The organism is Virgibacillus sp. NKC19-3 (genome assembly GCF_019837165.1).
Classification (GTDB): Bacteria; Bacillota; Bacilli; order Bacillales; family Amphibacillaceae; genus Virgibacillus_L; species Virgibacillus_L saliphilus.
The window spans coordinates 3,203,535-3,227,874 of record NZ_JAGYHC010000001.1; the positions used below are offsets into that span (position 1 = coordinate 3,203,535).

Below are 24,340 nucleotides of genomic sequence, written 5' to 3' on the forward strand. Positions count from 1 at the left end.
TCATTGTCAATATATTTTGCAAAATCATAAAATGACTAGATAGCTTAAAATGTAAGGCGGGTGATAGAATGCTATGGATTCCTTAGTCTTTCAATATGGAGTATAATATATCCTAATTCCTCGTACGGGAGTTCGATATCATATTCTAATAATTTCTTAGAGACATTACGCGCACATCTATAAGAAACAGGGAATTTATTTTGTAACATGTCTAACATTTCCGCATCCATCGCTGCGATCTCATAATGATTCGTTCTGTCTAAAAGGAAGTGTAGATGCATAATAAGTCTCTGGTAAGATACGCTATCTTCTTCCACATTGATTTTTAAATCTCCTATAATGGTTTGAACCATGTCTCGCACAATCGTCGTTTGTCTCAATGTTTGTTGGAAACTTATTTCATTTGCTTTGAATGTATGAATATGAAGAGCAATAAAAGCTGCTTCATCAACCGGCATATCTATTTGGGTTTGTTCTTTAATATGTTTAATCGCCCAAAGACCGATTTCGAATTCCTTTTTATATAAAATTTTAATCTCATTTAACAATTTATTCTTAACTTCCATCCCCTTTTTTTGTCGTTCTATAGCAAATGAGATATGATCCGTGAGGACAACATGTATATGCTCATTTAATTTCTTTTCCATGGATTCTTCAGCATAAGTAATAATTTCTTCTGTAATGGTAAAGTGTTCTTCCGGGATCCGACTTAAAAGTTGCTGCAACCTTTCATTTTCCTCTATAATAAAGGTCTTTTCAACTTTGTGAATATTAACGATATCATTTTTCTTCTTTTCAAAGGCAACTCCTGCTCCTACTGCAATTTTTTCCTTTTCCTGCTCTATAACTACAACAGCATTATTGTTAAGGATTTTTTTTATTTTCATCAGGATCACCTCCTTTGTAAATTCGTTTACTAAGTAAAGCTAAACCACATAATTTAGATGAAACCTCCATCATCAATAAGTTAAAAAAATATTTGTTTAATCATAATGAACGTGATTCACTCTAGCTTAATAGTTGAATCTGTGGAGCACTATCCAGAAAAATACTTCATTCTTTATATAGGCTAAAAGTTATTTTCATCCTTAACTGTTCACCGTCGATAGAACTAGAGATATATGTTGACATAAACGATCCACATGCCTAAACGGCAGTTTCTCCAGTTTCAATATATGTATTTCACCCATAAAATAAATAATGATACCGGTTACAATATCACTATACATGTTCCATGTTTTTCGTTTCATTACCCATAATGGTACCATAAGTAACGGAATTATTAAAGTACAATAGTAATGCGTCTAAATCCCCCTTTCCCAGCTATACGTTCATATAACATCAAACAATGGCTCTACTCATCCACGTTATTTTTATTGCATATCTCACCAAAAAGGGGCAAATCTTCCCAGAATCTGACCCTTTTTTCATTTCTCTCCCTACGGCAGGATAAGTCCTGTCATAGGGAGATATTATCATTCTTTTATTGTAACTTGGCTATCACGCCGTCTGTTTGCATGACGAGATTATCATGTACCTCTTCGGGCATTACATTATTGGCTAGCTGATAATTTAGTAGATCCTTAAAACCCTTCAAATGTTGGATGACTTTATCTATTTCTTCTTTATCTTCGTAATGACTGACGGCAGTTAAATGGGTTTGTAAGTGCCGAACAATCTCTGCACTAGCAAACGCCCCTTCTTCATCGTATTGTTCAATAAGCGTTTTTATATCGTTAACATTGGCTGCTTGGTTTTTCTCCGCAACTTCGATAACAAGTGTTTTCGATGCCCCGTATAATTGATTACTATCTAACGTTATCGTATTTCCTTCGACTGTCATTTCTTCGTCATTAGATATTACTTCACGAATCTCTTCACGTAATTCTAAAGAAACCTGCTCATTATTTTGAAGCGGATTTGCCATCGTAATCTCATACTGATTGTTGTCTAATGATTGGACAAGCACGGACATCGGCTGTTCTACTTTGACGATGCCTGCCTTTTGACCACCATTCCAAAAATTGGCTAGCATTACATCATTCGATTCAATTGCCTGGACATTCCTATTGTTTGCTAAAACACTATAATGAGGGTTGTTTGCTAACGTTTCCATCTCTTCATCATTTTCACCCGGTGCAACCATGTATTCATATGTGTCATCATCTACTGATTTTCCATGATTTTTTGTAATGGTGAGGTAGTTCTCACGATATTCTTTATCACTAACAAAATACTCATTGATATCACTGTACTTTCCAACACGTTGCTCTTGATACATCGAAACATTTCCCATTTCTTCCGGTATAATATATCCAATATTGTTTTCTTTCTCCTCCGCACTAATATTAATCCAACCTGTAACATCTTCTTTTTCACTTGAGAATGAATGACCATTGACCATTACTGATACTTCTTCGGGATTAATAAGTCGATTATCTAGTATAGTTTCAATGGAGGCATCTGTAACACCACTGATATCTGCCCCTAGATTAATGATGCTTCCATCTAATAAGAACCAAGACTTTTTAGCGTTTAAATCCATTCCTTCATTAGATTTGTCAAGATACATCCCCACTGCTGCATTTTCTCCATTCGTTGTACCTCCAACCCAGTTTTGAGGACTTTGTTGACTGGCATTTGCTCCATCTGATAATTTTCTAGTATCAACTGTAGTGCCAGGTAATCGGTAAGGATCAATCGTTGCCCAATATCCTTCATCAAATTGTGCGAGATCGCCATTGTTCAGATATACCATACCATCAGCGGTATGCCAACCATGCTTGTTTTCTGTGTTCCCAAATTCATAGTTCGCAATTCTATCAGAATACATACTAATCCCTATCGAATAAGTTGGTGTCTTTTGTAGAACTCTATCCATGGAGGCATATATATTCAGTGTCGTTTTGTCCTCATTAGCTACAATGCTCTCATCTTCCATGATTGTCTTTAATTCTATTAGCGTTCCTAAATCCCTAGGGTTTTGGTAAAAATTATAATATCCTTCTGATTCGATAACCCATTCTTTAATATGGGCATGTATTTTATTTTTTAAGTGGGCTGGCGCAAAATCTGCAATTAGTAATAAGTTTGCGATTGTCTCCTTACCAGATTCGAATTCCGTCGTAAACGGATTGGTCCCAGGGGCTCTTGATATACTACGTCCAGAAACCATAGAAGGCATTTTACCATAGGTCATCAATTGCAAATAACCTTTATCAACAACATTGAATAAATTGGACATGTTGTTATCATCAATTTCCCATTCTGTATCCTGCAACAAACTTTGGATTCGACCAACTCCTTTTAACAGCTCATTTCCGTAACTACCGTTATAGGGAAAGAATGTATGCTGTACAAGTGAACCATCTGTATAAAGTCCGTCTCCACTTGTAACATTTTCCAATACGCTTGGTACGCTTTCTTCCACTAATTGAACACTGCTGTCATCTTCTAGCAAAATAGCACTACCCAAAGTAGATAAAGCGATATCCGTTAGATTGGCTCCCGTAGCAGGATAATTGGGCCACTGTATATTTGGATCTTTCGCATATTTCTTAATGGGAGATACAAATTTTTCTAATTTTTCATAGTCCTCCTCCAATAAATCATCATGTAATAATATTAACGTGTCTACTAGGGGCTGAGCCGAACCAATCTGCCAATCCCACCAATTACCAGTCCAATATGTCCCATTGTATTGCTTGGTGTCGATCATAAAATCAATGGCATTGATTATTTCTTGCTTTACTTCCGTATCTTGATAAATACTACTTGTTGGCTCATAATAACCTAAAGTTAATTTTTTGATATTCGTAAACTGTGTGGTATAGTCGGCAGATACAGTGTCAGAAGCTTTACGCTCCCAGAGATAGGTTCTATCACTATCTTTATTAAGTGTTTCCCACAGTTCTTCACTTTCCTCGGAGATCTTATGGAGATAATTTTTGATATCAGGATCATTATCATTCACGTTACTTCCTAATAGCCTTTCTTTCCATTTAGCTCTCATTGATTGATAGTCTTCATTTACTTTCGTTACAGTTATTTCCGCGGTTGCTGTTAAATCTGTACCTCTTATCTGTAACGTAACATTTGTGTTTCCTTCAGATATAGCAGTTACTGTACCATCTTGAACCGTAGCGATATGTTCATTTTCTGATTTCCAGATTAGGTCCTCATCCTTGATTTCTATACCTTCAGGTTCCAACGTATAGGACAGCTGTGTATTTCTACCTTCGCTAATGGCTACGCTTTCTTGATCAAAAAAGATAGATTTCGTCTTAGGTTGGCTATAAGCTTCGATGGATATAATGCTTGAACCATAATATTGTCCATTTCCAGGGTGTTCCCACATTTTATTTTGCTGATATTTGATATAACGTGCTGTTTGATTATCTGCATTAATATACGTTCTTTTCTTTTGTCCGTTACTTCCATTTGTTTCCTCAAAAATAGATTCGAAGGTTTCACCATCCTCTGAAATCAACACATCATAACTGGGACTTTCTGCATGAAAGTTCAAATATATTTCGCTGATGGGAACGCTTTCGCCAATATCGACAGTTAGCCATTGATCATCTTGTTTATCAGCGGACCATCTCGTATTATCCTTCCCGTCTACTGCCATTTCTCCTACAAATTCGGGATGTTTCCAACTTCCATCTTTATTTTTTCCATTTTCTACACCAGCGTAACGTACATCTTTATTTAAAAGTAAGTCCTCATTTTCTGTAGCTTCCATTATACTAGCTCCAAATAGAATGGACATTAAGATTGTAAATGCTACTACGTATTGCGATATTTTTTTCATTTATGGAAGTACTCCTCTCCTTAGATTCTATTCTTATTTACGTAGGTGTCTCATTTCACTATCATTGTCATCGCTTCCTGCAAATTCTGCATTTCGCTATGTCATACCGCATTATCTATGCAAAAACAAAAGGCATGGTTGTAATATTGGATTAAGTTCCTTCGCATCCATCTCCATTACAACCACGCCTATCCACATCTGTAATATGAGTTCCAATGCCATTACATAACTATAATTTTCTTAGTCGGGGAATAGACCATCAGAACTCTAACTCGTTTATTTAGCAAGCAGTGAAGAATAGAATAAAAATCGATTAATTGGCGCTTGTCTTAATTCCATTCTTCAAGTAGGTTATCAGCATGTCCCCGCAGTGTGTCTGCAGCTTCTTCTGTTATCTGTTCGTTTTCCTCATTGTGATCAAGCATCTGCTTAAATGTGCTCAAATGTTTAACTGCCTTATCCATTTCATCTTGATCGACAAAATGACCAACAGAAGTTAATTGCAGATGCATGGATCTTGCTGTCTGACTATTTGTAATTTCGCCAGCTTCCTCATACTGATCAACAAGCGATATCATTACCTCGACACTTGACTCGGATTCAATGGAGAAATCCTTAAATTGTGCCAGACCGTTGCTGTCGTCAGATCCATTTGCTGCTGACATGAACACTCCTGTATCTAGATTTTCATCCGCATCAGGAACGGTTGCTGTTCCTACCTCTTTCCAATGTTCTCCATCCGAACTACACGATGCCGTAAAAAGCGACCCGTTTCGGGAAAGCTTTACGTACGTAGGTCCGTTAAACTCAGTTGCATTTTCTTTCGAATCCAATGTTCCATCTCCATTACTGTCCCACGAAAGCATGCAGCCATGATCCGGTGTAACGGAAAGATTGATGTAGCCTGCAGAATTATTTTGGTCTGTTAAATCATTACGAGCCACAATCCCTGCACGGGCGTAAGGTCCGGTCCGATCCTGATGATCAACTTTCACCGTTACTGTATCTGTATTTCCTAATCCATCTTCTTGGTAAATAGCACCATAGTAATCTTTGGATTTCCACATATCTTCTCCACCACCATAGATGGCAAAGTCGTCTTCACCTTGGCTGAACGTTGCATCATTAAATGATACGGTTTGATAAGGTGTTTGCACATCATTTTCAACAAGCAATCGGGTTTCATCCGTTATGTTAGCGGTTTGATCCCCATTTTCAAATGAAGCATCTACGACAAATTTAGCAGTAGCTTGATTGCTTACATCCTCAGGGGCTGTTACAGTCCACTTCACGGTGAATGTTTCACCAGGATCAATTTGTTCATTCGTATCAGGTGTTTGTGCTTGTGCAGAATACCCATCAGGAACATTCAATTTCAAATTCAGATCCTCTACTTCTGTAATCCCATTTTGATTCGTAAACGTTGCGCTAATGATTGTTTCCTTGTCATCCTTGCTAATCACTTCTTTGTTGCTTGATAGGCTGAGTTCTCCATCGGGTTCTTCCGCAAACGTTTCATGAATATCATTAGCAATTTCGGTAATGTCACCGGATGGTTCAGTCGGGTAATTGTTGGTCTGTTGTGCCCATTCTTGACCATATTCATACCAATCAATTAACTCCGGTGGCTGGCCTGTTTTAAGTGTATTATCAAGTGATTCGAAATATTTTTCCCATCTTGAGTGATAATAATCTCCGACAAGACCTGACCATTGACGACGTCCATAATCATCGAGTCCAGGAGTTCCCCATATGGAAATAAGGGACCTGGCATCATATTCCAGTCGTTTACGTTCTTCTTCGTTCGTTGCCCAGCTTTTGGCATTTTCAATCCATGGACCAACCATACTATGTTCATTCGTAGCTGCCACTTTGTCCGTCAGTTTCATATACTCCAGCCATTTGGTGGTGAGTTCATGGAAGGCTTCTTCATCACCTTGGTTATACGCATTTTTGATTTTCGGAAACAAGTTTCGTCCTTTGTTTGCCAAAAATTGTCTGGTCACGTCCATCAAATCAAACTGATAGGCACTGCTATCTTTAAGACTTGAATCCACCTTCAGAAGTTCCGTCAACGCTTGTTCAAACTGTGCTTTATCATAATGTAACTCATCTTGATAGTGAATACCTGTAGTAGGCGCAGTAAGACTTGGTTCAAGACTATACATTTCCGTTGCTTTTTCGCTCGAATTGTTTGCAGGCAAATCGTATACTGTTTGTCCAATCGTTTGCCATGCCGTTTGAGCATGTTCATCATCAGCACCGTAGCGAGCGGTCGCATACGCTGCAAACCAATCATTCATGTCAATCTGCTCATCATGCCAAGCCAATTCGGTAAAAAACTCCACGGCAGCCGGATTATTGTCGATCGCCTCAGGCATTAATGCCGTTCCTTGAAGGGAACTATCACTTTTGTTAAGCCATTGGAAGTACTTTTCATTCCAAACCGTCAAATTGGCTCCCATGTTCGTATGACCACCAAAGTTCCAAATCGTTCCAAATGCATAAGGTGTCTGATCCCAATCCTCTTCTCTATTTTCTGCAGAACTTCTTTCAGAGATGCCATCTAGAACCAGTACCTTATCTTTATCAACTGCTTCAATCGTCTCCGGAAGCGGATTGGAATGCCAGCCAAGAATCGCCCAAGTAGCTTTTGGATGGGCTTGTTCAAGCGCTTCCTGCACAGCTATTGAAGCATCACCAACGTCTACATTCCCAGCTTCTCCTCCCTCATGAAGCAAGTCCATTTTATACATGGAGGAATCTCCCAGCAGTTCACTTTGGTTTTCGTAAAAGGCCTCCGCAACTTTCGGATATGACTCATCTGTCGGATCCAACCAATCCGGTTGCGTAAATCGGTGATATGTCCCTTGAGGAACAATATTGACACCCGGATTTTTCTCCTCGAAATCGAATGGAACAATACCGTGATATCCCGGGAAAACCGGTGTCATTCCAAGTTCACGCAATCGATCAGCAATATCCCTTCCCAGTTCTGCCCGTTCGTCAATCACATTTTGAGGGATAGGACTTGGAAATCCACTTAAATTTTGTAATAACCACCATGGTTGATGGGCAGGCGAGGGAATCCAGTCGCGCATTTCTTCTGCCGAATATCCGAATTCCTCAAATGTTTTTTGATAAACAGCCTCTGACCCCGGATATACAAGGACTTCATTAATCCCATGCATAGCAAGTACATCAATTTTATGTTCCCAGTAATCCCAATCTTCATATGGATCGGTGTACCCTTCATCGGTATCATTTAATGCAAATCTATTTTCTACGTTTGCATCACGTTGAATCGTTTGTTCCGGTAAAGGTAACTTTTCAGGTAAATCTAGCTGCTCCCCATTTAATGAAATGTTTGCATTGGCTTCATACTTCAAATACCATTGTACTCCCATTAATAAAGCGCTTGTACTTGATCCGGAAATCGTAATATATTGCTCGGGACCAGGTTTAATTTCAAATGTTTCCTTATCATATTCAGAAGGATCAAGTTCTCCTAATTGAATCTGCTCGGCCTGCTCGCATGGTAACAGTCTTTCAATCACGTCACTTGCCGCGTTCAGATTCACTTGGGAGTCCCCAACATCATTGCCTTGATTACCCGAATGGTCTGAACATGGCTGGATGGGTTGACTTTGCAGTTCTGAAAACGAATGATCATCGCTGGAATACCCGGAATCATCCTCCGCAGATACAGGTGCAACCGAGTACAATAGAAGGACCACCATCATTGTTACAATCAGCTGCCATACCAAATGTTTGTTTTTACTCACGATTATATTCACCTCTCGTCGTTTTTAGATTAAAACTAAAGCGTACAGCCTTTTATAAACCGTTTATACTTTTATTTCGGTTAGCTTCTTCGATTTCAGTTGTCTTTAATTCTTTTAAGTACCTTACTTTCCACTAATCTTGCCTTCATCTTCCTAGATCACCACCTTTAAATGAAAGACCTAATTAAAAAAGACATGGAGGTATGAAAAGAATTCGCAGGAACCTTTTATGTACCACCATGCCTGGTCGAATCAGTAACATGTGATTCAGTATAATCATTTTATTATTTTAAATTTTAGGATGAATAAATTCAATCTCGTTTCCAGTATATTTTAATTATCCTCATCTGTTGCTTGTTGAGCTGTAAATGTCCACTCCAGATTTAACGTATCACCCTGGAATTCATTTTGATCTTCTCCATTATCAACAAAGGTAAATTCAACAACAAGGTCATCGCTGGTACCAGCTTCAAGCCCATCTTCTCCAAGTGCCGGAATGAATACTTCTTCATTTACAGCTTCTGGTGTCATTTCCTTCAGTTCAGCCAATGTTGTTTCATAAATCACTTCATTTACTTGGTCAGCGTTGTATAAGAACTCCACTTGAATATGGTTTCCAAAATCATCGGTATTGTCCCCTTCTGCATCAATCACGGAATAATCTGTTTCCAGGAGCACCTTGTTCATATCCACGGAGCCATTATTTTGCAGTTCAAAATCGCGCGTCATGGAATCCCCGGGCTGGATATTCTCCACTTCAATTACTTCCGTCGGTTCCACGGCCAAATCAAGCGTTCCCGCTGCAAACGTGTTATTCGTTGTCTCACTATCACTAAAATAGGCAAACGTCCCTCCACCTATCAACGTTAGACCAAGTGCAGCCGTTGCAACTCCCATACCTAATTGTTTTTTTATTCCCATGTTAAAATTCTCCTTTAAATTTTTGTATATAGAACATCAAATATCCAAAACAGGCGCTGGTGTTGATTGTTTAAGAATGTATCTATCAAATGCACTACCTCGTTTTTTATCATCTCACCACCCTTATTTGATAGGATCTTAAGATTTCGGGTTACTGAACGTCTTCATCATCATTCTCCTTCAAACTATGTGCAGAACATCGTACCGTTCGACAGTAATTTTATACTCCAATCACCACCCTAGATTTGAAAAACATGACTAACACAAAAAGACATGGGGTATAGAAAGGATCCGTAGAACCCTTTACTTACCACCATGCCTGGTCGAATCAGTAACATGTGATCCAATATAATTATTTTAATCTTAACAATTCGCAATCATGTAGTCAATACTTATTTTCAATTTTTTTAAAAATTTTTGGTTAATCTCAATCTTTCTGTCATAAATTCAGGAAATAAGTAAATATAGGTACGTTTATTTATCACAGGATAAATAAAATATCCCCTTGCAGAAATAGAAAAATATTTATAATGTTATTGACTCTCGTGTAGGATAATGTTACTCTACATATGACATTTAAATAATAAATCACATGTTACTGATACGATTAGGCATGGTGGTACGATAAAGGACTATTTCCCCTTTGGTACTACCATGCTTTTTTATTGATTAAAACGGATGAATCTCCATTTTGAATATTTAAATGAATGATATAAGATTATTTAAGATATTATAGGCTGAGAACCATTGAAACAAACAAGTTTCGCTCGATTTATTAATACTAAAGAAAATGTAATGTCTCATTTATTTTACTACAGGATTAGAAAGGAAAAATAAAATGTTTAAAAATCTATTTAAAAAATCAAATAGCTACCAAATTTACGCTCCAATGAGCGGGGCAATTGTATCACTTGAAGAGGTTCCAGACCCTGTATTCAACCAAAAAATGATGGGAGAAGGGGTTGCCATGATCCCAACTGAAGGAAAAATAGTTTCCCCCATAGAGGGGAAGATTGTACAAATTCCCGATTCCAAACATGCAATCGGCATTGAGACGGATAATGGTATTGAAATATTAGTTCATATTGGTTTAGAAACCGTTAATTTGAAAGGAAAAGGGTTTACCCCAAAAGTAAATCTTGAAGACCTGGTTGCTACTGGGGACCTATTAATGGAATTTGATTTGGATTATATCCATGACCATGCAAAAGATGTGATTACACCAATTGTTATTACGAATAGCAAAAATAGCGACAAGCAATTTGCCATTACTGAAGAGAAAGAAGGGAAAGCAGGCGTAACAGAAATCATTACAGTTTCTTAGAAAATTAGACGTTGAATAGTTAAAGAAGAAATATCCGGTATTACATATTGATCACACAAATGAAGGAGGTGATTTGTACGAAAACGTCAGAAAAGCCGTAAATAATATGCTTCGAATTACGCATCATTGCTTTAATGTAATCAAGTAAATATCTAGGGAATTCATCATGGATGAAGAAATTCTCTAACTAATAAAACGTACATATCTTTTTCCTGTACGTTAGAGGGTTTTAAAATGTCCCGCATGTATCAACAGACATTATTATTCAAATTAACTCGCTTTTTTAAATAACGTTTTGTGGAAGTATGAATGAATTTTTATTAAACAAAATGGGGGGAAGTCAAATGATGAAATATTTGCAGAATCTCGGCCGGTCGTTGATGCTGCCGGTGGCAGTATTACCTGCAGCAGCATTGTTGATGGGGATCGGAAACTGGATTCTAAATCTTGTGAATGAGAACAGTGTTATCGGGAATTATCTGACAAGTGGCGGCGGCGCTATTCTTGATAATCTCGGTATTCTCTTTGCAGTCGGTGTCGCTATCGGGATGTCAAAGGAACAGGACGGTGCTGCCGGTTTAAGTGGGCTTGTCGCCTGGTTGGTTGCCATTACCGTTCTAAGTGTCAGCGGTGTAGCTGGCTTGCAGGGCATCGAAGAAGGAGCAGTAAACCCCGCATTTGAAAATACGGAAAATGTGTTTATTGGTATTCTTTCCGGTATCGTTGCCTCACTCATGTACAATCGATTTTCTCAGGTGCGATTACCTGATGCGTTAGCTTTCTTTAGTGGAAAACGTTTGGTTCCGATCATGAGTGCAGCGGCGATGATGGTGGTATCAGCTGCGCTATTCTTTATATGGCCCCTTGTCTACTCAGCCTTGGTTTCATTCGGGGAGGCTATCATTAATTTAGAAGCGATTGGAGCAGGATTATATGGCTTTTTCAATAGGCTACTTATTCCAACCGGCCTTCACCATGCGTTAAATTCCGTTTTCTGGTTTGACGTTGCAGGTATCAATGATATTGCTAACTTCTGGGCCAGTGAAGGGGAACAAGGTATTACCGGTCGTTATCAGGCAGGTTTTTACCCGATTATGATGTTTGGATTACCAGCAGCAGCGCTGGCAATGTATCATACGGCCAAAACGAAGCGGAAAAAGCAAGCTGCTTCTCTCTTAATGGCAGCTGCGTTCGCTTCATTCTTTACCGGTGTTACAGAGGCGCTTGAATTCTCATTCATGTTCCTGGCTCCTGTATTGTATGTGGTACACGCAGCATTGACAGGTCTATCTTTATTTATTGCAGCAATGTTTGAGTGGACCGCCGGATTTAGTTTCAGTGCCGGCTTGGTTGACTACACGCTCAGTTTGGGTGTGCCGATTGCCAATCAGCCGTATATGCTGATCGTACAGGGCTTGGTATTTGGCGTTATTTATTACTTTGTATTCCGTTTTCTTATTGTTAAACTGGATCTTAAAACACCTGGAAGAGAAGAAGGAGAATCCGGAAAAGGCGAAGTAGATGAAAGTTATAATATAGAAGAAGGAACGCTAGCTTCCGAAAAAGACGAAACAGCCATCATGGCAGCGAAAATTTATGAAGGGCTTGGTGGAGATGCAAACGTCCTAACGGTTGATAATTGTGTATCTCGCTTGCGTCTTGAAGTGGATGACATGGATAAGGTCGATCAGGATAAAATCAAGGAAACCGGTGTGCCCGGTATCAATGTAGTCGGCAAACATAATATTCAAGTTGTCGTCGGTACACAAGTACAATTTGTCGCTGATGAGATTAGGAAAATCCGGAAGAGAGATTGATGCATAAAAGCGAACAAGTGAGAATCATTGTTCATAAAATAATACGCATAACTAAAATTGGGAAGGGGGGCTACCCCCTTCCTTTATGCCGCCGTACCTACGACCTCATGTACGGCGGTTTAATGTTCATGAATGAGGAAAGTCAAGCTCCTTCTTCCTTTTTACGTTTGGTTATTCTTATAACCAATCATCGTTAAATTAACTCCATTGGCTTAAGTCCGGATATCCACTCACAGCCCAAGCACCATCAACCAAAAGACTCGCGCCATTGATATAACTTGCATCCTCACTGACCAGGAATAATGCTGGACCAGCCATTTCTTTAGGGTCGGCTGCCCGGTTCATAGGTATTCTTTCCAGAAAGGCATCTTTAATTTCTTCATTTGAATTAAAACCTTCTGTTAATGGTGTATCCACTAATCCGGGAAGTATAGTATTTACTCGAATGTTGTGACGAGCTAATTCTAAAGCACCGTTTTTCGTTAACATTTCGACCCCAGCTTTAGCGGAGGCATAAGCAGAGCCTGTATACATCGGTACTTGCGCATTTAATGATGATACGTTGACAATAGCCCCTCCTGAACCCTGTTTTTTCATTTGACCAGCCTGGTGTTTCATACCCAAAAACACACCATTAAGCACAAGATCCACAGTAAATTTCCAATCTGTTTCGGAAAGATCTGTAATAGTACCTGCTTTACTGGCACCTGCTACATTAAAAGCATAATCAAGTTTGCCAAATCGGCTTATCGTTTTTGAAACTAAGGCTTCATGATCAGCCTCTTTGGTAACATCCATTTTCAACCCTACAAAATGTTCGCCAAGCTCCTGTTCCAATTGACTTAGACGATCTTCGTTCAAATCTGCCCCAACTACAGACGCTCCTTCTTTTAAAAGACGTTCTGTAATTGCATATCCAATCCCTGAAGCTGCTCCAGTTACAATTGCTACCTTTGCGTTATGATTTGCCACATTGATTCCTCCTTGAATAGTAGTATGTGTCACCATATCTATTTTATAATAAATATGGTAATAAGGTAAGTTGGACGGTATTGTAGAATCTGAAGGAAAACGCTTGGCTGCTTTGAGGATATTTTCGCACTTTATCTCTGGAAGGGCCTTTTTACCATAATTAAAAGAAGAAAAGGTTTAAACCTTTTCTTCCTTGGAACTTTCTTTTTCATCCAAAACCTCAGGGGAATCGTCATCACTCATTAAATCATTCGTAGATTTTTTAAATTCCCGTAACGTTTGTCCTGACGCCTTTCCAATCTCCGGTAGTTTTTTAGGTCCGAAAATGATCAATGCTAGTATGACAATAAGGATTAAACCTGGTATACCTATATTCGCCAAGCCCATGATATTCACCTCCATCTTTCATTGATAATTCAATCATTTTAATCCGGTATTTAGACAGCGCGAGAGTCTCCCTATACGTTCTCTATAATACCCTTTTTACGTCCTCCATAATCATGTCAAGTTCATCGAAATTCATCCCATCATATTTTTTTACAATCTCTCCATCAGGGGCGATTAAATAAAAACCAAAATCATGAGAACGTTGCTCCATTGCTCCTTCTTTTAAAGTGGTTTTAAATGTACCTTCAGATATCTCCTGAATCGTTGTAAAATCATAACCCGTTAGGAAGTCCCATGTTTCCATGTCAACTCCATATTCTTTCGCATAATCTTTCAATACCTCCGGTGTATCATGCGATGGGTCGACACTGAATGAGACAATTTGTGGTGTAAGGCCGCTGTCTTTTAGCTCCTGCTGTACGTCAATTAAATTAGCTGTTGTCCGAGGACAAATCATGGTACAATTCGTATACATAAAATTGGCTATCCACCAGTTGCCCTCAAGATCGTATGAACTTAATTTTTCTTCATCTTGTGTTATAAATTCGAAATCTACCATAGGTTCGGACATATTGCTATCAATTTTATCACTACAGGCAACAAGGAAAACGATAACCAACATAAATAAGTATTTTCCAAACCTCATCTTATCCATTATCCCTTTATTAAACATGTTTCTTGGATTTTTCTCCTTGTACCAACTGACCTCCACCATTGCTCAAGTAATTTTCAATTCCTTCTGCCGCCCGATATGCAAGTGCTCCAACCGTCCCCGTTGGATTATAACCACTATTGTGAGCAAACGCTGATGCTCCCACAACAAAAACATTGTCATGATCCCACATTTGTAAATAATTGTTAACAGCAGATGTCTCCGGATCATCGCCCATGATCACACCACCCGTATTATGTGTGGATTGATAGGGCTCTACGTCAAATGATCCTAGTTCTTTATCAACAGAAATATCACTTGCACCCATTTGTGTAAGAATTTCTTCCATTCTTTCAGCCAAGAAAGCCCTTAAATTTCTATCTTGCTCATGAAAATCAAACGTCATTCGAAGCAGTGGATTACCAAGTTCATCTGTATACGTTGGATCAAGATCTAAATAATTGTTTACATTCGGAAGAGAGGCTCCTTGTGTTCCAACAGATAACATTCTATAAAAGTTATATATCGATTGCTCCTTAAATTCCCTGCCAAAACTTGGAGTACCCGCTGGTACAGCATTAGAACTAATGGGCGTACGTCCATTTTGCCTGAGGGAAATCCATCCCCCATGAAGAAAATCTAACTCACTATGATCAAAGTTATCACCGTTAAAATCATCAATAGCCATCCCTAAAGCACCTGCACCCATGTGCATGTTATATTTTTCTTCAAAAAATCCTTGACCGTCAAACTCAACTTGATAACAGTAGTTCTTTCCTATGATTCCCGTTTGACTTTCAGGATCATAGGGTTGACCTAATTCTGATTGTAACAACAATCGTACATTATTTAAAACAAAACTCGTTAATACAACTACATCTGCCGGTTGCTCATACTCCATCCCAGTAGTTAAATCAACAAAACGCACTCCTGTCGCAACTCCGTCTTCGTGTATAATTTCTGTTACATTTGCGTAAGTATGTAACTCGAAGTTTCCCGTTTCTTGGGCTGTTGGAATGACAGTATTGATTGGATCTGACTTTGCTCCGAAATCACATCCATATCTAGAACAAAAAGAACAGAATTGACATTGGTAGATTGTTTTCCCGTCCGGATTTGTATATTGCTCAGATAAGTTTGCAGATGGTGCCATAAACGGCTGATATCCCATTTCTTCTGTTGCATTTTTAAAAAGGCGTAGTGCTGGTGTCGTTTTCATTGGTGGTGTCGGGTAATCATCTGATCGAAACCCACCATAAGGGTTTTCCTCCCCTGAAATACCCGCGGTTTTCTCAAAACGATCATAATAGGGCTCGAGTTCTTCATACGTAATACCCCAATCTTGCAATGACATATCAGTATCGATTTTTTCCTCTCCATATTTTTCAATAGTTTGTGATCGAATTTCAAAGTCATAAGGAAGAAACCTCCACGTAACCCCGCTCCAATGAACTCCTGCTCCACCTAGGCCTGTCCCCAAATGAAAAGCACCATATTCACGCATTGGTAAAGCCGTCATGTCCGATGTATTACGAAACGTTATCGTCTCGTTTGATAAATTTTGTAACAAATCATATCTGGAATCAAAACGAAGTTCATCCTTCGTTTGCAGAAAATCCTCTGTTTTTTGCTCCGCTCCTCGTTCCAAACCAACTACTTTATATCCTGCTTTAGTTAACTCAGCAGCTATTATTCCACCCGTCCAACCAACACCTACAGTAACAACATCTGCTTTTTCTAATCGTTGTACCACGAAATCTACTCCTTCTATCATTTTCCGTTTTTTCAACCGTTTTTACCTATGCTACTATAATTCAATAATATTAATGATCCTTAAGTGCTATTGGAGTCATTTCAACAAATTCTTCCTCTTCTATGACATCAAGATAGGACATGACAGCACCAGGATGGCCTTTCATACGCCAACCAGCCATGTCTCTATTTCCACCATAGAGCGGGTCCGCGTAGGCTCCTTCTAATACCGATTCCCTTAGCATGTTGAAAAATCGAGAAGAAGATACTCCACGCATTTCTACTTCACCATCAGCAAACTTGGACAAGATTGAAACACGATCCTCCTCTTCCAAATCAACAAATTCTTGCTTGTAATCCGATGTACTTGTTTGATTTATAAGTCGTATTCCTTGAATGAATATCTCTCCTCGAGTTAGAGAAGATTGATATCCTTGTGTCGCAGCCCCTTCCTGGAATGGACCTTTCATATAATCTCGGTTATTGTTTCCCCAAGAACCAGAGAGCTGACGATCAATAAAGTATGGCACACCTAGACCAATAGCTCCAGGTCCATTATCATCTTCAGGAAAAATGGTTTCTGTCACCATTTCTAATACTCGGAAATCTTCTTCTCGTTTAAAAAACATCCTCGCTTCTTCATAATTATTTTCTTCAACGTTTGTATCTGTTGCAGTTTCGGTTTCTGTACCGGGCCACCACCGATTTCCTATAATCCCTCCAAGTAAACCTCCGCCGACTATACCACCAGTTAAAAGGCCGGTATTTTTTATAAATGTACGTCTATCAATCCTTTCTTCCGGTTTTTTTACGCGACTATCTTTTTTAGAATGATGATCTACCATATGAACACCCTTTTCCTAATAAAAAATCAGATACTTAACCTTATGATCTACCAATACAAGAAATGATTCATAAATTGAACCAGATTATAATGCCTGCTAGTTTACGTCCTATTGCTAAGGAAAACAGTTTATCCTAAGCCATGCCCGATATGCTTAAAATGGCCCCCAATTGAATAACATAGCTACATATATTGCTATGGAAGCTAGAATCATCCATATTAATATAAGACGCCAGATGAATTTAAACCAAGCTCCATAAGGTACGCCTCCCATAGCTAAGGCAGCCATTAGGGTTCCTGATGTAGGCCACAGGAGATTGGTAATTCCGTCACCAAACTGGAAAGCTTGCACGGTAACTTGGCGAGTAATGCCAAGAATATCAGCTAGAGGCGTCCATATAGGCATCGTTACCATCGCTTGTCCAGAACCTGAATTAACAAAGAAATTAAAAATCGCATTGGCCCAAAGCATTCCAATCGCTGCAATATCTGATGGGAAAAGTTCTAAAACTTGAGCAAACCCATTTATAATGGTATCCACTATTTTTCCATCTTCTAATACAAATACGACTGCTCTAGCAGCTCCCACGATTAAAGCGGCATATACAAGCCCCCGCATGCCATTCATGAATTCTGCGACAATTTCATTGGCGTTTAACCCCGTTATGATTCCAGAACCAATAGCAATAACCAAAAATAGCGCGGTCATTTCGTTCATCCCAAAATCTAAGTTCAGCGCTCCATAAACATAAAAAGCCATTCCAGCGATAAATAATAAAAGAACGATGCTATGTTTGACAGTAAATTTGATATCCGTATCGATACTAACTTCCGACGTATCATGGGGAAACTTATTTTCGCCCATGTAGCTTTTGGATGGATCATCTTGTATTCTTTTACAGTACCAAAGAATATATAGAATTGTAATAACTGTAAATACGACGAAGAGAACAATTCTATATCCTATTCCAGAAAAAAGAGGTAGCTCTGCAACTTGTTGTGCAATCCCTAAGACTTTTGGGTTTAGAAATGCAATCGTAAATCCGGTCATACTTGTTAGAAATACGATTGCAACTCCTGCAATTGCATCAAGCTTCAATGCCTTCGCAATAAGAATTCCAATTGGAATAAAAGCAACAGTAGCATTTGCCGAAAAGCCAGTAGTTAGCAATAATGCAAACATACTCCCTAATAAGACAATCAGGAGAGACCTTCTATTTTCAAATTTATTAATTAAAGATAGGACACCAGCATTTATTGCACCTGACGCCTCCATAAGTCTGAATGCACCACCAAGAAATAATATTAAAAATATTATATCCGCTGAGTCTATCATTGCTTCTGCGATTGACATGAAAATATTAGAAATTCCAACAGGACTTTGCTCTACAGAATGGAAACTATCAGGATCAACAACTGTTATATCATTTTGCTCTACTCGGTCATATTCACCAGCAGGTATAACATAAGTTGCGACTGACGCTAAAACGACAAGAAAAAATAATAACACATAAACATCAGGCATTTTAAATTTGGCTTTTCTCTTTTTCGTATTTTTTCTTTCCTCTGTTTCTTTCATTCGATAACTCCCCTTTCTGTAAAGCTATCTATTTTACTTTCTAATACTTTCACCCATTTTCTGCTGACTGGAGTTTCCTACCTTTTTTCTTGCCTCATCAGATTCAATTCCCTGTTATAACAAATTATTTGATATATTCTAACTTTTTATTCTATAAAATTTGACTATACGTTAGCCCTTCATGTCATACGGCTATTATTTTATAGTTGGACTTTACCTACTCCATCTGCAATTTGAATACTTGTCCCAAATGGCAAGGAAAGTTCACGTAGATACATTAACGTAGTATTACGACTGCTAAGTTTAGGCCATCCTCTTTGTGAACGAGGTTGTTTCATCCCTAAATCAATTGGATATAAGGTAAGCTCAAACATATTTCCCTCTTTCATCTTCCATATAGGAATAATAGAGGACCATATTTTATCATCAATAACAAAGCCTATTGAGTCCTTATTCGCCCTTACATCATAAAGATCAGCAACATTATTAGAATGATTTAAACCAAATTTATCATAAAAGTCAGATGGCTGTTTTACCATGGTATCATTCTGAAAAATAAAATTACCCAAGCTATAAAAAATGGGACGATTTTTATATCTCAATTCCTCTTAGTATATGAGGGCCGTGACCAATGATAGAATCTGCCCCACCATTAATACATCTTCTAGAAAAATCTTTTAGAAAATCCGCCGGTTTTTCTAATTCCTCACCTGCCATCTCATGGGAGTGAATACTAACAAGAACAAAATCCGCTTGTCTTTTAGCTTCCGCAATTGCAGCTAGAATCCTCTTCATATCTTCCTCATTTGGAGTTGTTACTTGTTTCTCTTTATCCCCAACCTTGAACTACCCCCACTTATCGACCTTGCGGTAGATTGAAGTGGGAGATTCTTGGGAACAGAGCATACTTGTTAACGTATTTCTTTGTCAACAGCGGTGTCTCTTATGGACCAAGCTACCCCCGTAGATTCCTACGGTTCTATATTTTTATTTAAGTCAAAGCTAATGTTCGTAAGCCTTCGACCAATATGTTTTTACTAGCATTTACATCTCTGTCATGATGTTCATGGCAAACAGGGCAAGTCCAATCCCTTATTTCAAGCGATTTTTTCCCGTCTTGATGTCCACAACCGGAACATACTTGACTAGACGGAAACCATCTACTTATTTTCACAATTGTTTTACCGTACCACTTCGCTTTGTATTCTAATTTCGTTACAAAAGCAGACCATGACACATCAGAGATGGATTTTGCTAACTTATGATTACGTAACATTCCTTTGATATTCAAATCTTCGATACAGATAATATCGTGGTTTTTGATTATTTCTGTACTTAACTTGTGAAGGAAGTCGTCACGTTGGTTCATCAATCTTTCGTGCAATCTAGCAACTTTTATCTTTTGTTTCTGATAGTTTTTTGCATCAAGAAGGTTCATACCATTCTTTTTAGCATGTAACGCACGTCTTGACAGTTTTCGCTGTTCCCGTTTTAGTTTCATTTCCATGTTTGAGGTAAAATTATGATTGTCAAACATGCGGCCATCTGAAAGAATGGCAAAATCAGTAATACCTAAGTCTATGCCAATAGATGATTCCGTTTTCTCCAATGGTTGTACTTCTACTTCTGCAAGAATAGATACGAAATAGTTGCCACTGGGATTCCGTCTAATCGTTGCATTAAAAATACGCCCTTGCACGTCACGACTTTTGGCAAAACGTACAAGACCAAGTTTTGGCAACTTGATTCTATTACCTACAATGGCAATATTCCCATTCGTATGCTTGGTTGTATAGGATTGTACTTTATGCTTTTTAGACTTAAATCGTGGTACCTTATTTTGTTTCTTGAAAAAACGACTATAGGAATCAGCAAGGCTTTTAAGTGATGACTGAATAGCAATGCTGTCCACTTCTTTTAACCAAAACAATTCCTTTTTTAGCTGTGTAAGTTTCGCTGAACACGAATGATAAGTCAATCCTTTACCTGTTTCTTTGTAAACATCGTTCCATTGTGCTAGAAAATGATTGAATACAAAGCGAGAACAACCGATTGTTTTAGAGATTAGGATTTCTTGTTCTTTATTTGGATAGATACGAAACTTATATCCTTTATGGACTCGCATTGCTCCCGCCTCCCTTCATTCCTTGATTTTCAATATATTTCATCACTACATGGATGGGAGAACCACCAGTAGTTCGTCAGCAAAAACTTCTTGACCAAATATCCTTAGCATAGTCAGATGCCTTGTCACCAAGACTTCTCTACGATATTTCTCAACTAGAACAAGATGGTAATACATGAAGAATACGGAATGGTTATTGCTATCTAATTTCATTCTAAGTCAGCTTTTCCCTTATCTAAGACGGATTATATCATTAAGATATTAAGGGAAAGTGGATGTAGCGGAGATTATAGCAACTCGTCCATGAACGGTTTCCATATATGTTGGTTTGCTTGCTTCAGCCAGATTATGCCCTGCGCCTGCATGAACAAAATTATAATGGTTTAAATTTTTTTCAGTTGCTTCCAGTCCTCCAAAAGAAAAATCCAACGTGTGATTTGTCGCCCATGAAACCATATTAAAGCCATAGGATTTTAAATCGCTCAGAACAGTTGGAGAAGCTACTGCCCAGGAGCCCCCGCTAACGGCCGAAGGATAGGCTTCAAAGTTATGGGTCGTAACTTCTAAATTTGTAAACCGAACATCCGCTTGTTCCATAACTTCAGCGATCTGACAGGAATGTGGATCATTTTTTGGCAACCTCCGAGTGATAAAGCTATCTCCTGTAGCGGCAAATGTAATTGTTTCATCCATATGATTTACCTCCTTCACGCTAGTTTTTGCCAAGTTCCCGATGTGCAATTTGCTCTAAAAGATGAATAGTTGGAACGAGGACTTGTTCATCTATATCAAAAGCTTGATTATGATGGGGTGCTGAAATTGTTGTTCCCACTAACATATAGGTTCCCTTCCCTCCATTTTCTTGTACACGATTGATAAGAAAACTTGCATCCTCACTTCCTCCTCCCTTATGATAATCTTGAATGCGATGAAACATTGGAATTTGCGCTGCTTCTTCCGTCACAACATTGATTAGTTCTTCATCACAAGTAAGTGTTAGGGCATTACCAATCACTTCTGTTTCATAGCTAAGATCATGCATTTGGGCACTATGCTCCACTATTTTTTTTACATACTCTTCCAGTTCCGAGTTAACTGTAGAGGATGTTGATCTTGTTTCTATTAACATCTTAGCGTGCTGTGGAACTATGTTTATTGCCGTTCCACCCTCCAGTAGCCCAACATTTACTCGGGTCTGTTCCGAACTATGTCTAGGTAAGCTCTGAATATTTAATAAAGCTGTTGCAGCACCTACTAAAGCATTTTTTCCTTTTTCAGGTGCAGCTCCTGAATGAGATGGGACGCCATGAAAGTGAGAGAGTAACTTCGTAGTTGCAAGCCAATCCTTTGATCCACCACTTATTTCGCCTAAAGGTACATCTAGGCCCAAGTGAAAGCAATATATTTTATCAACATCATCTACCACTCCTTTTTCAACAACAGAAAGAGCTCCTCTTCCACCCTCTTCAGCAGGTTGAAATATCAATTTAAGTGTTCCAGATATATCTTGATTCGCCATTTTTCTAGCAAATTCCAGTCCAATAGCAGTATGCGCATCATGTGCACAGGCATGCATATGACCCTCATAGTGAGAACGGAAATTATTTTCTTGTGGGAAATGACTACTTTCCGAACTCTCTTGAACCGGAAGTGCATCCATATCGAATCGAAAAGCAATAGTTGGACCGGGACTATTTCCTTTCAAGGTACCAATAACAGCTGTAAGTCCACCTTCCATCTTCTTTATAATGTCGGGATTTGCTCCGTTCTTTATAGCGCTTTGATATGCATGATCTAATTCCTCTTGTGAAGGAACCCCTCTACGGGAATCTGCTTCGATAGCATCTTCCCCATATAGAACTTCGAAGTTTAAGGATTGCAATACCTCCACTACTTTCCCCGCAGTTTTAAATTCTGTAAATCCCACTTCTGGAAATTGATGCAATTGGCGTCTAAGCTTGATTACCTCATCCATGTTATACCTCCTAATAGACTATGTTCAGCCATTTATGTTACCACTATCATTTTAACGATAGATATAATGCTGATGTTTCCATCTAAGTGGTCCTTTCGTATCCGCCTTTCATTCACAAGAGCGAATATGAGATAGACCATTTTTTTAACCTTAATTACTTCACTATTTTTTCATCCTTTTGCAAAATTGGTGCCTCAACTTCGATTGTATTTGGATACTTAATTCCTGCGCCTGTATTCAATACCACTACGCGTTCATCGTTTTTAATCCATTGCTGTTCGCGTAACTTTCTCGCAGCAGCAAAAGCAGCGGATCCCTCCGGACAGACGAAGGCGCCTTCCGTAGAAGTCACGTATTTCAATTCTGCTAAAATATCGGCATCACTCACCGATATTGCACAGCCTTCTGTTTGTTTTATGGCATCTAAAATCAGGAAGTCTCCCAGCGCGTTAGCCACATTAACACCAAATGCAACGGTGGAAGCATCTTTCCATGGCTCTGCGGTTGATTTGCCTTCTTTCCAGGCTTTTACAATTGGCGCACATCCTTCTGATTGAACGGCTACTAATCTAGGCATTTTCCTTTCATCTATCCATCCTAATGCTTGTAGTTCGCGAAGGGCTTTATAAATCCCAATTAAGCCAACTCCTCCCCCAGTTGGGTACAGAATGACATCAGGAATCTCCCATCCAAACTGTTCTGCGATTTCGAGTCCCATGGTCTTCTTTCCCTCAATCCGGTAAGGCTCTTTCAATGTAGAAGCATCAAATAAATGATAGGCTTTCACTGCCTGGCCGACGATTTTTCCTGCATCCCCAATCAAGCCATTGACAAGATACAAATTGGCGCCTGCAGCAACACATTCCTTCCTGGTTATTTCTGGTGCATCAATTGGCATGACAATCGTTGGTGCAATACCCGCCTGTGCACAATATAGGGACCACGCTGCTCCGGCGTTCCCATTCGTAGGCATAGCTAGTTCCTTTATACCTAATTCTTTAGCTTTGGATACCCCGACAGCTGCCCCTCTTGATTTAAATGAACCCGATGGTATTAGACCCTCATCCTTCATAAATAGGTTAGGTATTCCCATTTGTTCTCCGACTTTATTCATCTGTACTATGGGTGTCATCCCTTCGCCCAGCGTAGTCACATTTTGCGCGTCTTCTACTGGCAATAACTCATGATAACGCCATAAATCCGTCGTACGTTTTACCAAACTGTCGGGGGTAAAAACTTCGCTCAGCTCATCCATCTTATAAGCAACAAGCAAGGGTGACCCACATGCACACAACTGATTTACGACATCTGAACTATACGTATTATCACACTTTGGACAATATAAATGAGATACATAGCTATATGTCATTGTTCTCCTCCTATTTTTTATTCAT

At 38.8% G+C, this 24,340-nt stretch carries 17 protein-coding genes and 2 pseudogenes; 2 read left to right on the plus strand and 17 right to left on the minus strand.

Annotated features, from left to right (window positions below):
• Window positions 1–71 precede the first annotated feature (71 nt).
• The 4 genes from KFZ56_RS15380 to KFZ56_RS15395 all read right to left on the minus strand — a co-directional run bounded on the left by KFZ56_RS15380 (window position 72) and on the right by KFZ56_RS15395 (window position 9,519).
• The gene (locus KFZ56_RS15380; protein WP_222642861.1) at window positions 72–887 is read right to left on the minus strand and encodes a PRD domain-containing protein; all 816 of its coding nucleotides are present in this window, start codon (window positions 885–887) and stop codon (window positions 72–74) included.
• 596 nt (window positions 888–1,483) lie between these two features.
• Window positions 1,484–4,813: a polysaccharide lyase family 8 super-sandwich domain-containing protein gene (locus tag KFZ56_RS15385; RefSeq protein WP_222642862.1), complete on the minus strand. Its 3,330-nt coding sequence runs from the start codon at window positions 4,811–4,813 to the stop codon at window positions 1,484–1,486.
• A gap of 329 nt (window positions 4,814–5,142) precedes the next feature.
• Window positions 5,143–8,598 (minus strand): alpha-N-acetylglucosaminidase TIM-barrel domain-containing protein, encoded by a 3,456-nt coding sequence (locus KFZ56_RS15390; protein WP_222642863.1) that lies wholly within the window; start codon window positions 8,596–8,598, stop codon window positions 5,143–5,145.
• 333 nt (window positions 8,599–8,931) lie between these two features.
• Window positions 8,932–9,519: a CalY family protein gene (locus KFZ56_RS15395; protein WP_222642865.1), complete on the minus strand. Its 588-nt coding sequence runs from the start codon at window positions 9,517–9,519 to the stop codon at window positions 8,932–8,934.
• A gap of 838 nt (window positions 9,520–10,357) precedes the next feature.
• On the opposite strand from KFZ56_RS15395, the gene KFZ56_RS15400 reads away from it, so the two are divergent.
• Both KFZ56_RS15400 and nagE read left to right on the plus strand, forming a co-directional pair.
• Window positions 10,358–10,843 (plus strand): PTS sugar transporter subunit IIA, encoded by a 486-nt coding sequence (locus KFZ56_RS15400; RefSeq protein WP_222642867.1) that lies wholly within the window; start codon window positions 10,358–10,360, stop codon window positions 10,841–10,843.
• Window positions 10,844–11,187: 344 nt separating this feature from the next.
• Window positions 11,188–12,660 carry an N-acetylglucosamine-specific PTS transporter subunit IIBC gene (gene nagE, locus KFZ56_RS15405; RefSeq protein ID WP_222642869.1) on the plus strand — a complete coding sequence of 491 codons (1,473 nt, stop codon included), beginning with the start codon at window positions 11,188–11,190 and terminating at the stop codon, window positions 12,658–12,660.
• A 198-nt stretch (window positions 12,661–12,858) separates the two neighbouring features.
• Here the strand turns inward: nagE and KFZ56_RS15410 are convergent, their stop codons facing one another.
• The 13 genes and pseudogenes from KFZ56_RS15410 to KFZ56_RS15470 all read right to left on the minus strand — a co-directional run bounded on the left by KFZ56_RS15410 (window position 12,859) and on the right by KFZ56_RS15470 (window position 24,315).
• A complete protein-coding gene (locus KFZ56_RS15410; RefSeq protein WP_222642872.1) occupies window positions 12,859–13,632 on the minus strand; it encodes an SDR family NAD(P)-dependent oxidoreductase in 774 nt (257 codons plus the stop codon).
• A 177-nt stretch (window positions 13,633–13,809) separates the two neighbouring features.
• On the minus strand, window positions 13,810–14,019 hold the full coding sequence (gene tatA, locus KFZ56_RS15415) for a twin-arginine translocase TatA/TatE family subunit (RefSeq protein WP_222642874.1): 210 nt from the start codon (window positions 14,017–14,019) through the stop codon (window positions 13,810–13,812).
• 82 nt (window positions 14,020–14,101) lie between these two features.
• A complete protein-coding gene (locus KFZ56_RS15420) occupies window positions 14,102–14,665 on the minus strand; it encodes an SCO family protein (RefSeq protein WP_222642875.1) in 564 nt (187 codons plus the stop codon).
• Window positions 14,666–14,684: 19 nt separating this feature from the next.
• Window positions 14,685–16,424: a GMC family oxidoreductase gene (locus tag KFZ56_RS15425; protein WP_222642876.1), complete on the minus strand. Its 1,740-nt coding sequence runs from the start codon at window positions 16,422–16,424 to the stop codon at window positions 14,685–14,687.
• 70 nt (window positions 16,425–16,494) lie between these two features.
• The gene (locus KFZ56_RS15430) at window positions 16,495–17,268 is read right to left on the minus strand and encodes a gluconate 2-dehydrogenase subunit 3 family protein (protein ID WP_222642877.1); all 774 of its coding nucleotides are present in this window, start codon (window positions 17,266–17,268) and stop codon (window positions 16,495–16,497) included.
• Window positions 17,269–17,421: 153 nt separating this feature from the next.
• The gene (locus KFZ56_RS15435; RefSeq protein WP_255585174.1) at window positions 17,422–18,846 is read right to left on the minus strand and encodes a YfcC family protein; all 1,425 of its coding nucleotides are present in this window, start codon (window positions 18,844–18,846) and stop codon (window positions 17,422–17,424) included.
• Window positions 18,847–19,046: 200 nt separating this feature from the next.
• Window positions 19,047–19,385 (minus strand): hypothetical protein, encoded by a 339-nt coding sequence (locus KFZ56_RS15440; RefSeq protein ID WP_222642878.1) that lies wholly within the window; start codon window positions 19,383–19,385, stop codon window positions 19,047–19,049.
• Window positions 19,386–19,437: 52 nt separating this feature from the next.
• Window positions 19,438–19,647, minus strand: a pseudogene (locus tag KFZ56_RS15445) (CapA family protein); the annotation flags it as partial.
• Between the two features lie 190 nt (window positions 19,648–19,837).
• Window positions 19,838–20,971, minus strand: a complete 1,134-nt coding sequence (tnpB, locus tag KFZ56_RS15450; protein ID WP_222642880.1) for an IS200/IS605 family element RNA-guided endonuclease TnpB — start codon at window positions 20,969–20,971, stop codon at window positions 19,838–19,840.
• Window positions 20,958–21,184: pseudogene (locus tag KFZ56_RS20180) on the minus strand (transposase). The gene tnpB and the pseudogene KFZ56_RS20180 overlap by 14 nt, the downstream one beginning before the upstream one ends.
• A 48-nt stretch (window positions 21,185–21,232) precedes the next feature.
• Window positions 21,233–21,664 carry a CapA family protein gene (locus KFZ56_RS15460; RefSeq protein WP_222642881.1) on the minus strand — a complete coding sequence of 144 codons (432 nt, stop codon included), beginning with the start codon at window positions 21,662–21,664 and terminating at the stop codon, window positions 21,233–21,235.
• Between the two features lie 19 nt (window positions 21,665–21,683).
• Window positions 21,684–22,946, minus strand: a complete 1,263-nt coding sequence (locus KFZ56_RS15465) for an amidohydrolase (protein WP_222642883.1) — start codon at window positions 22,944–22,946, stop codon at window positions 21,684–21,686.
• 154 nt (window positions 22,947–23,100) lie between these two features.
• Window positions 23,101–24,315 (minus strand): threonine synthase, encoded by a 1,215-nt coding sequence (locus tag KFZ56_RS15470; RefSeq protein ID WP_222642885.1) that lies wholly within the window; start codon window positions 24,313–24,315, stop codon window positions 23,101–23,103.
• Window positions 24,316–24,340 lie beyond the last annotated feature (25 nt).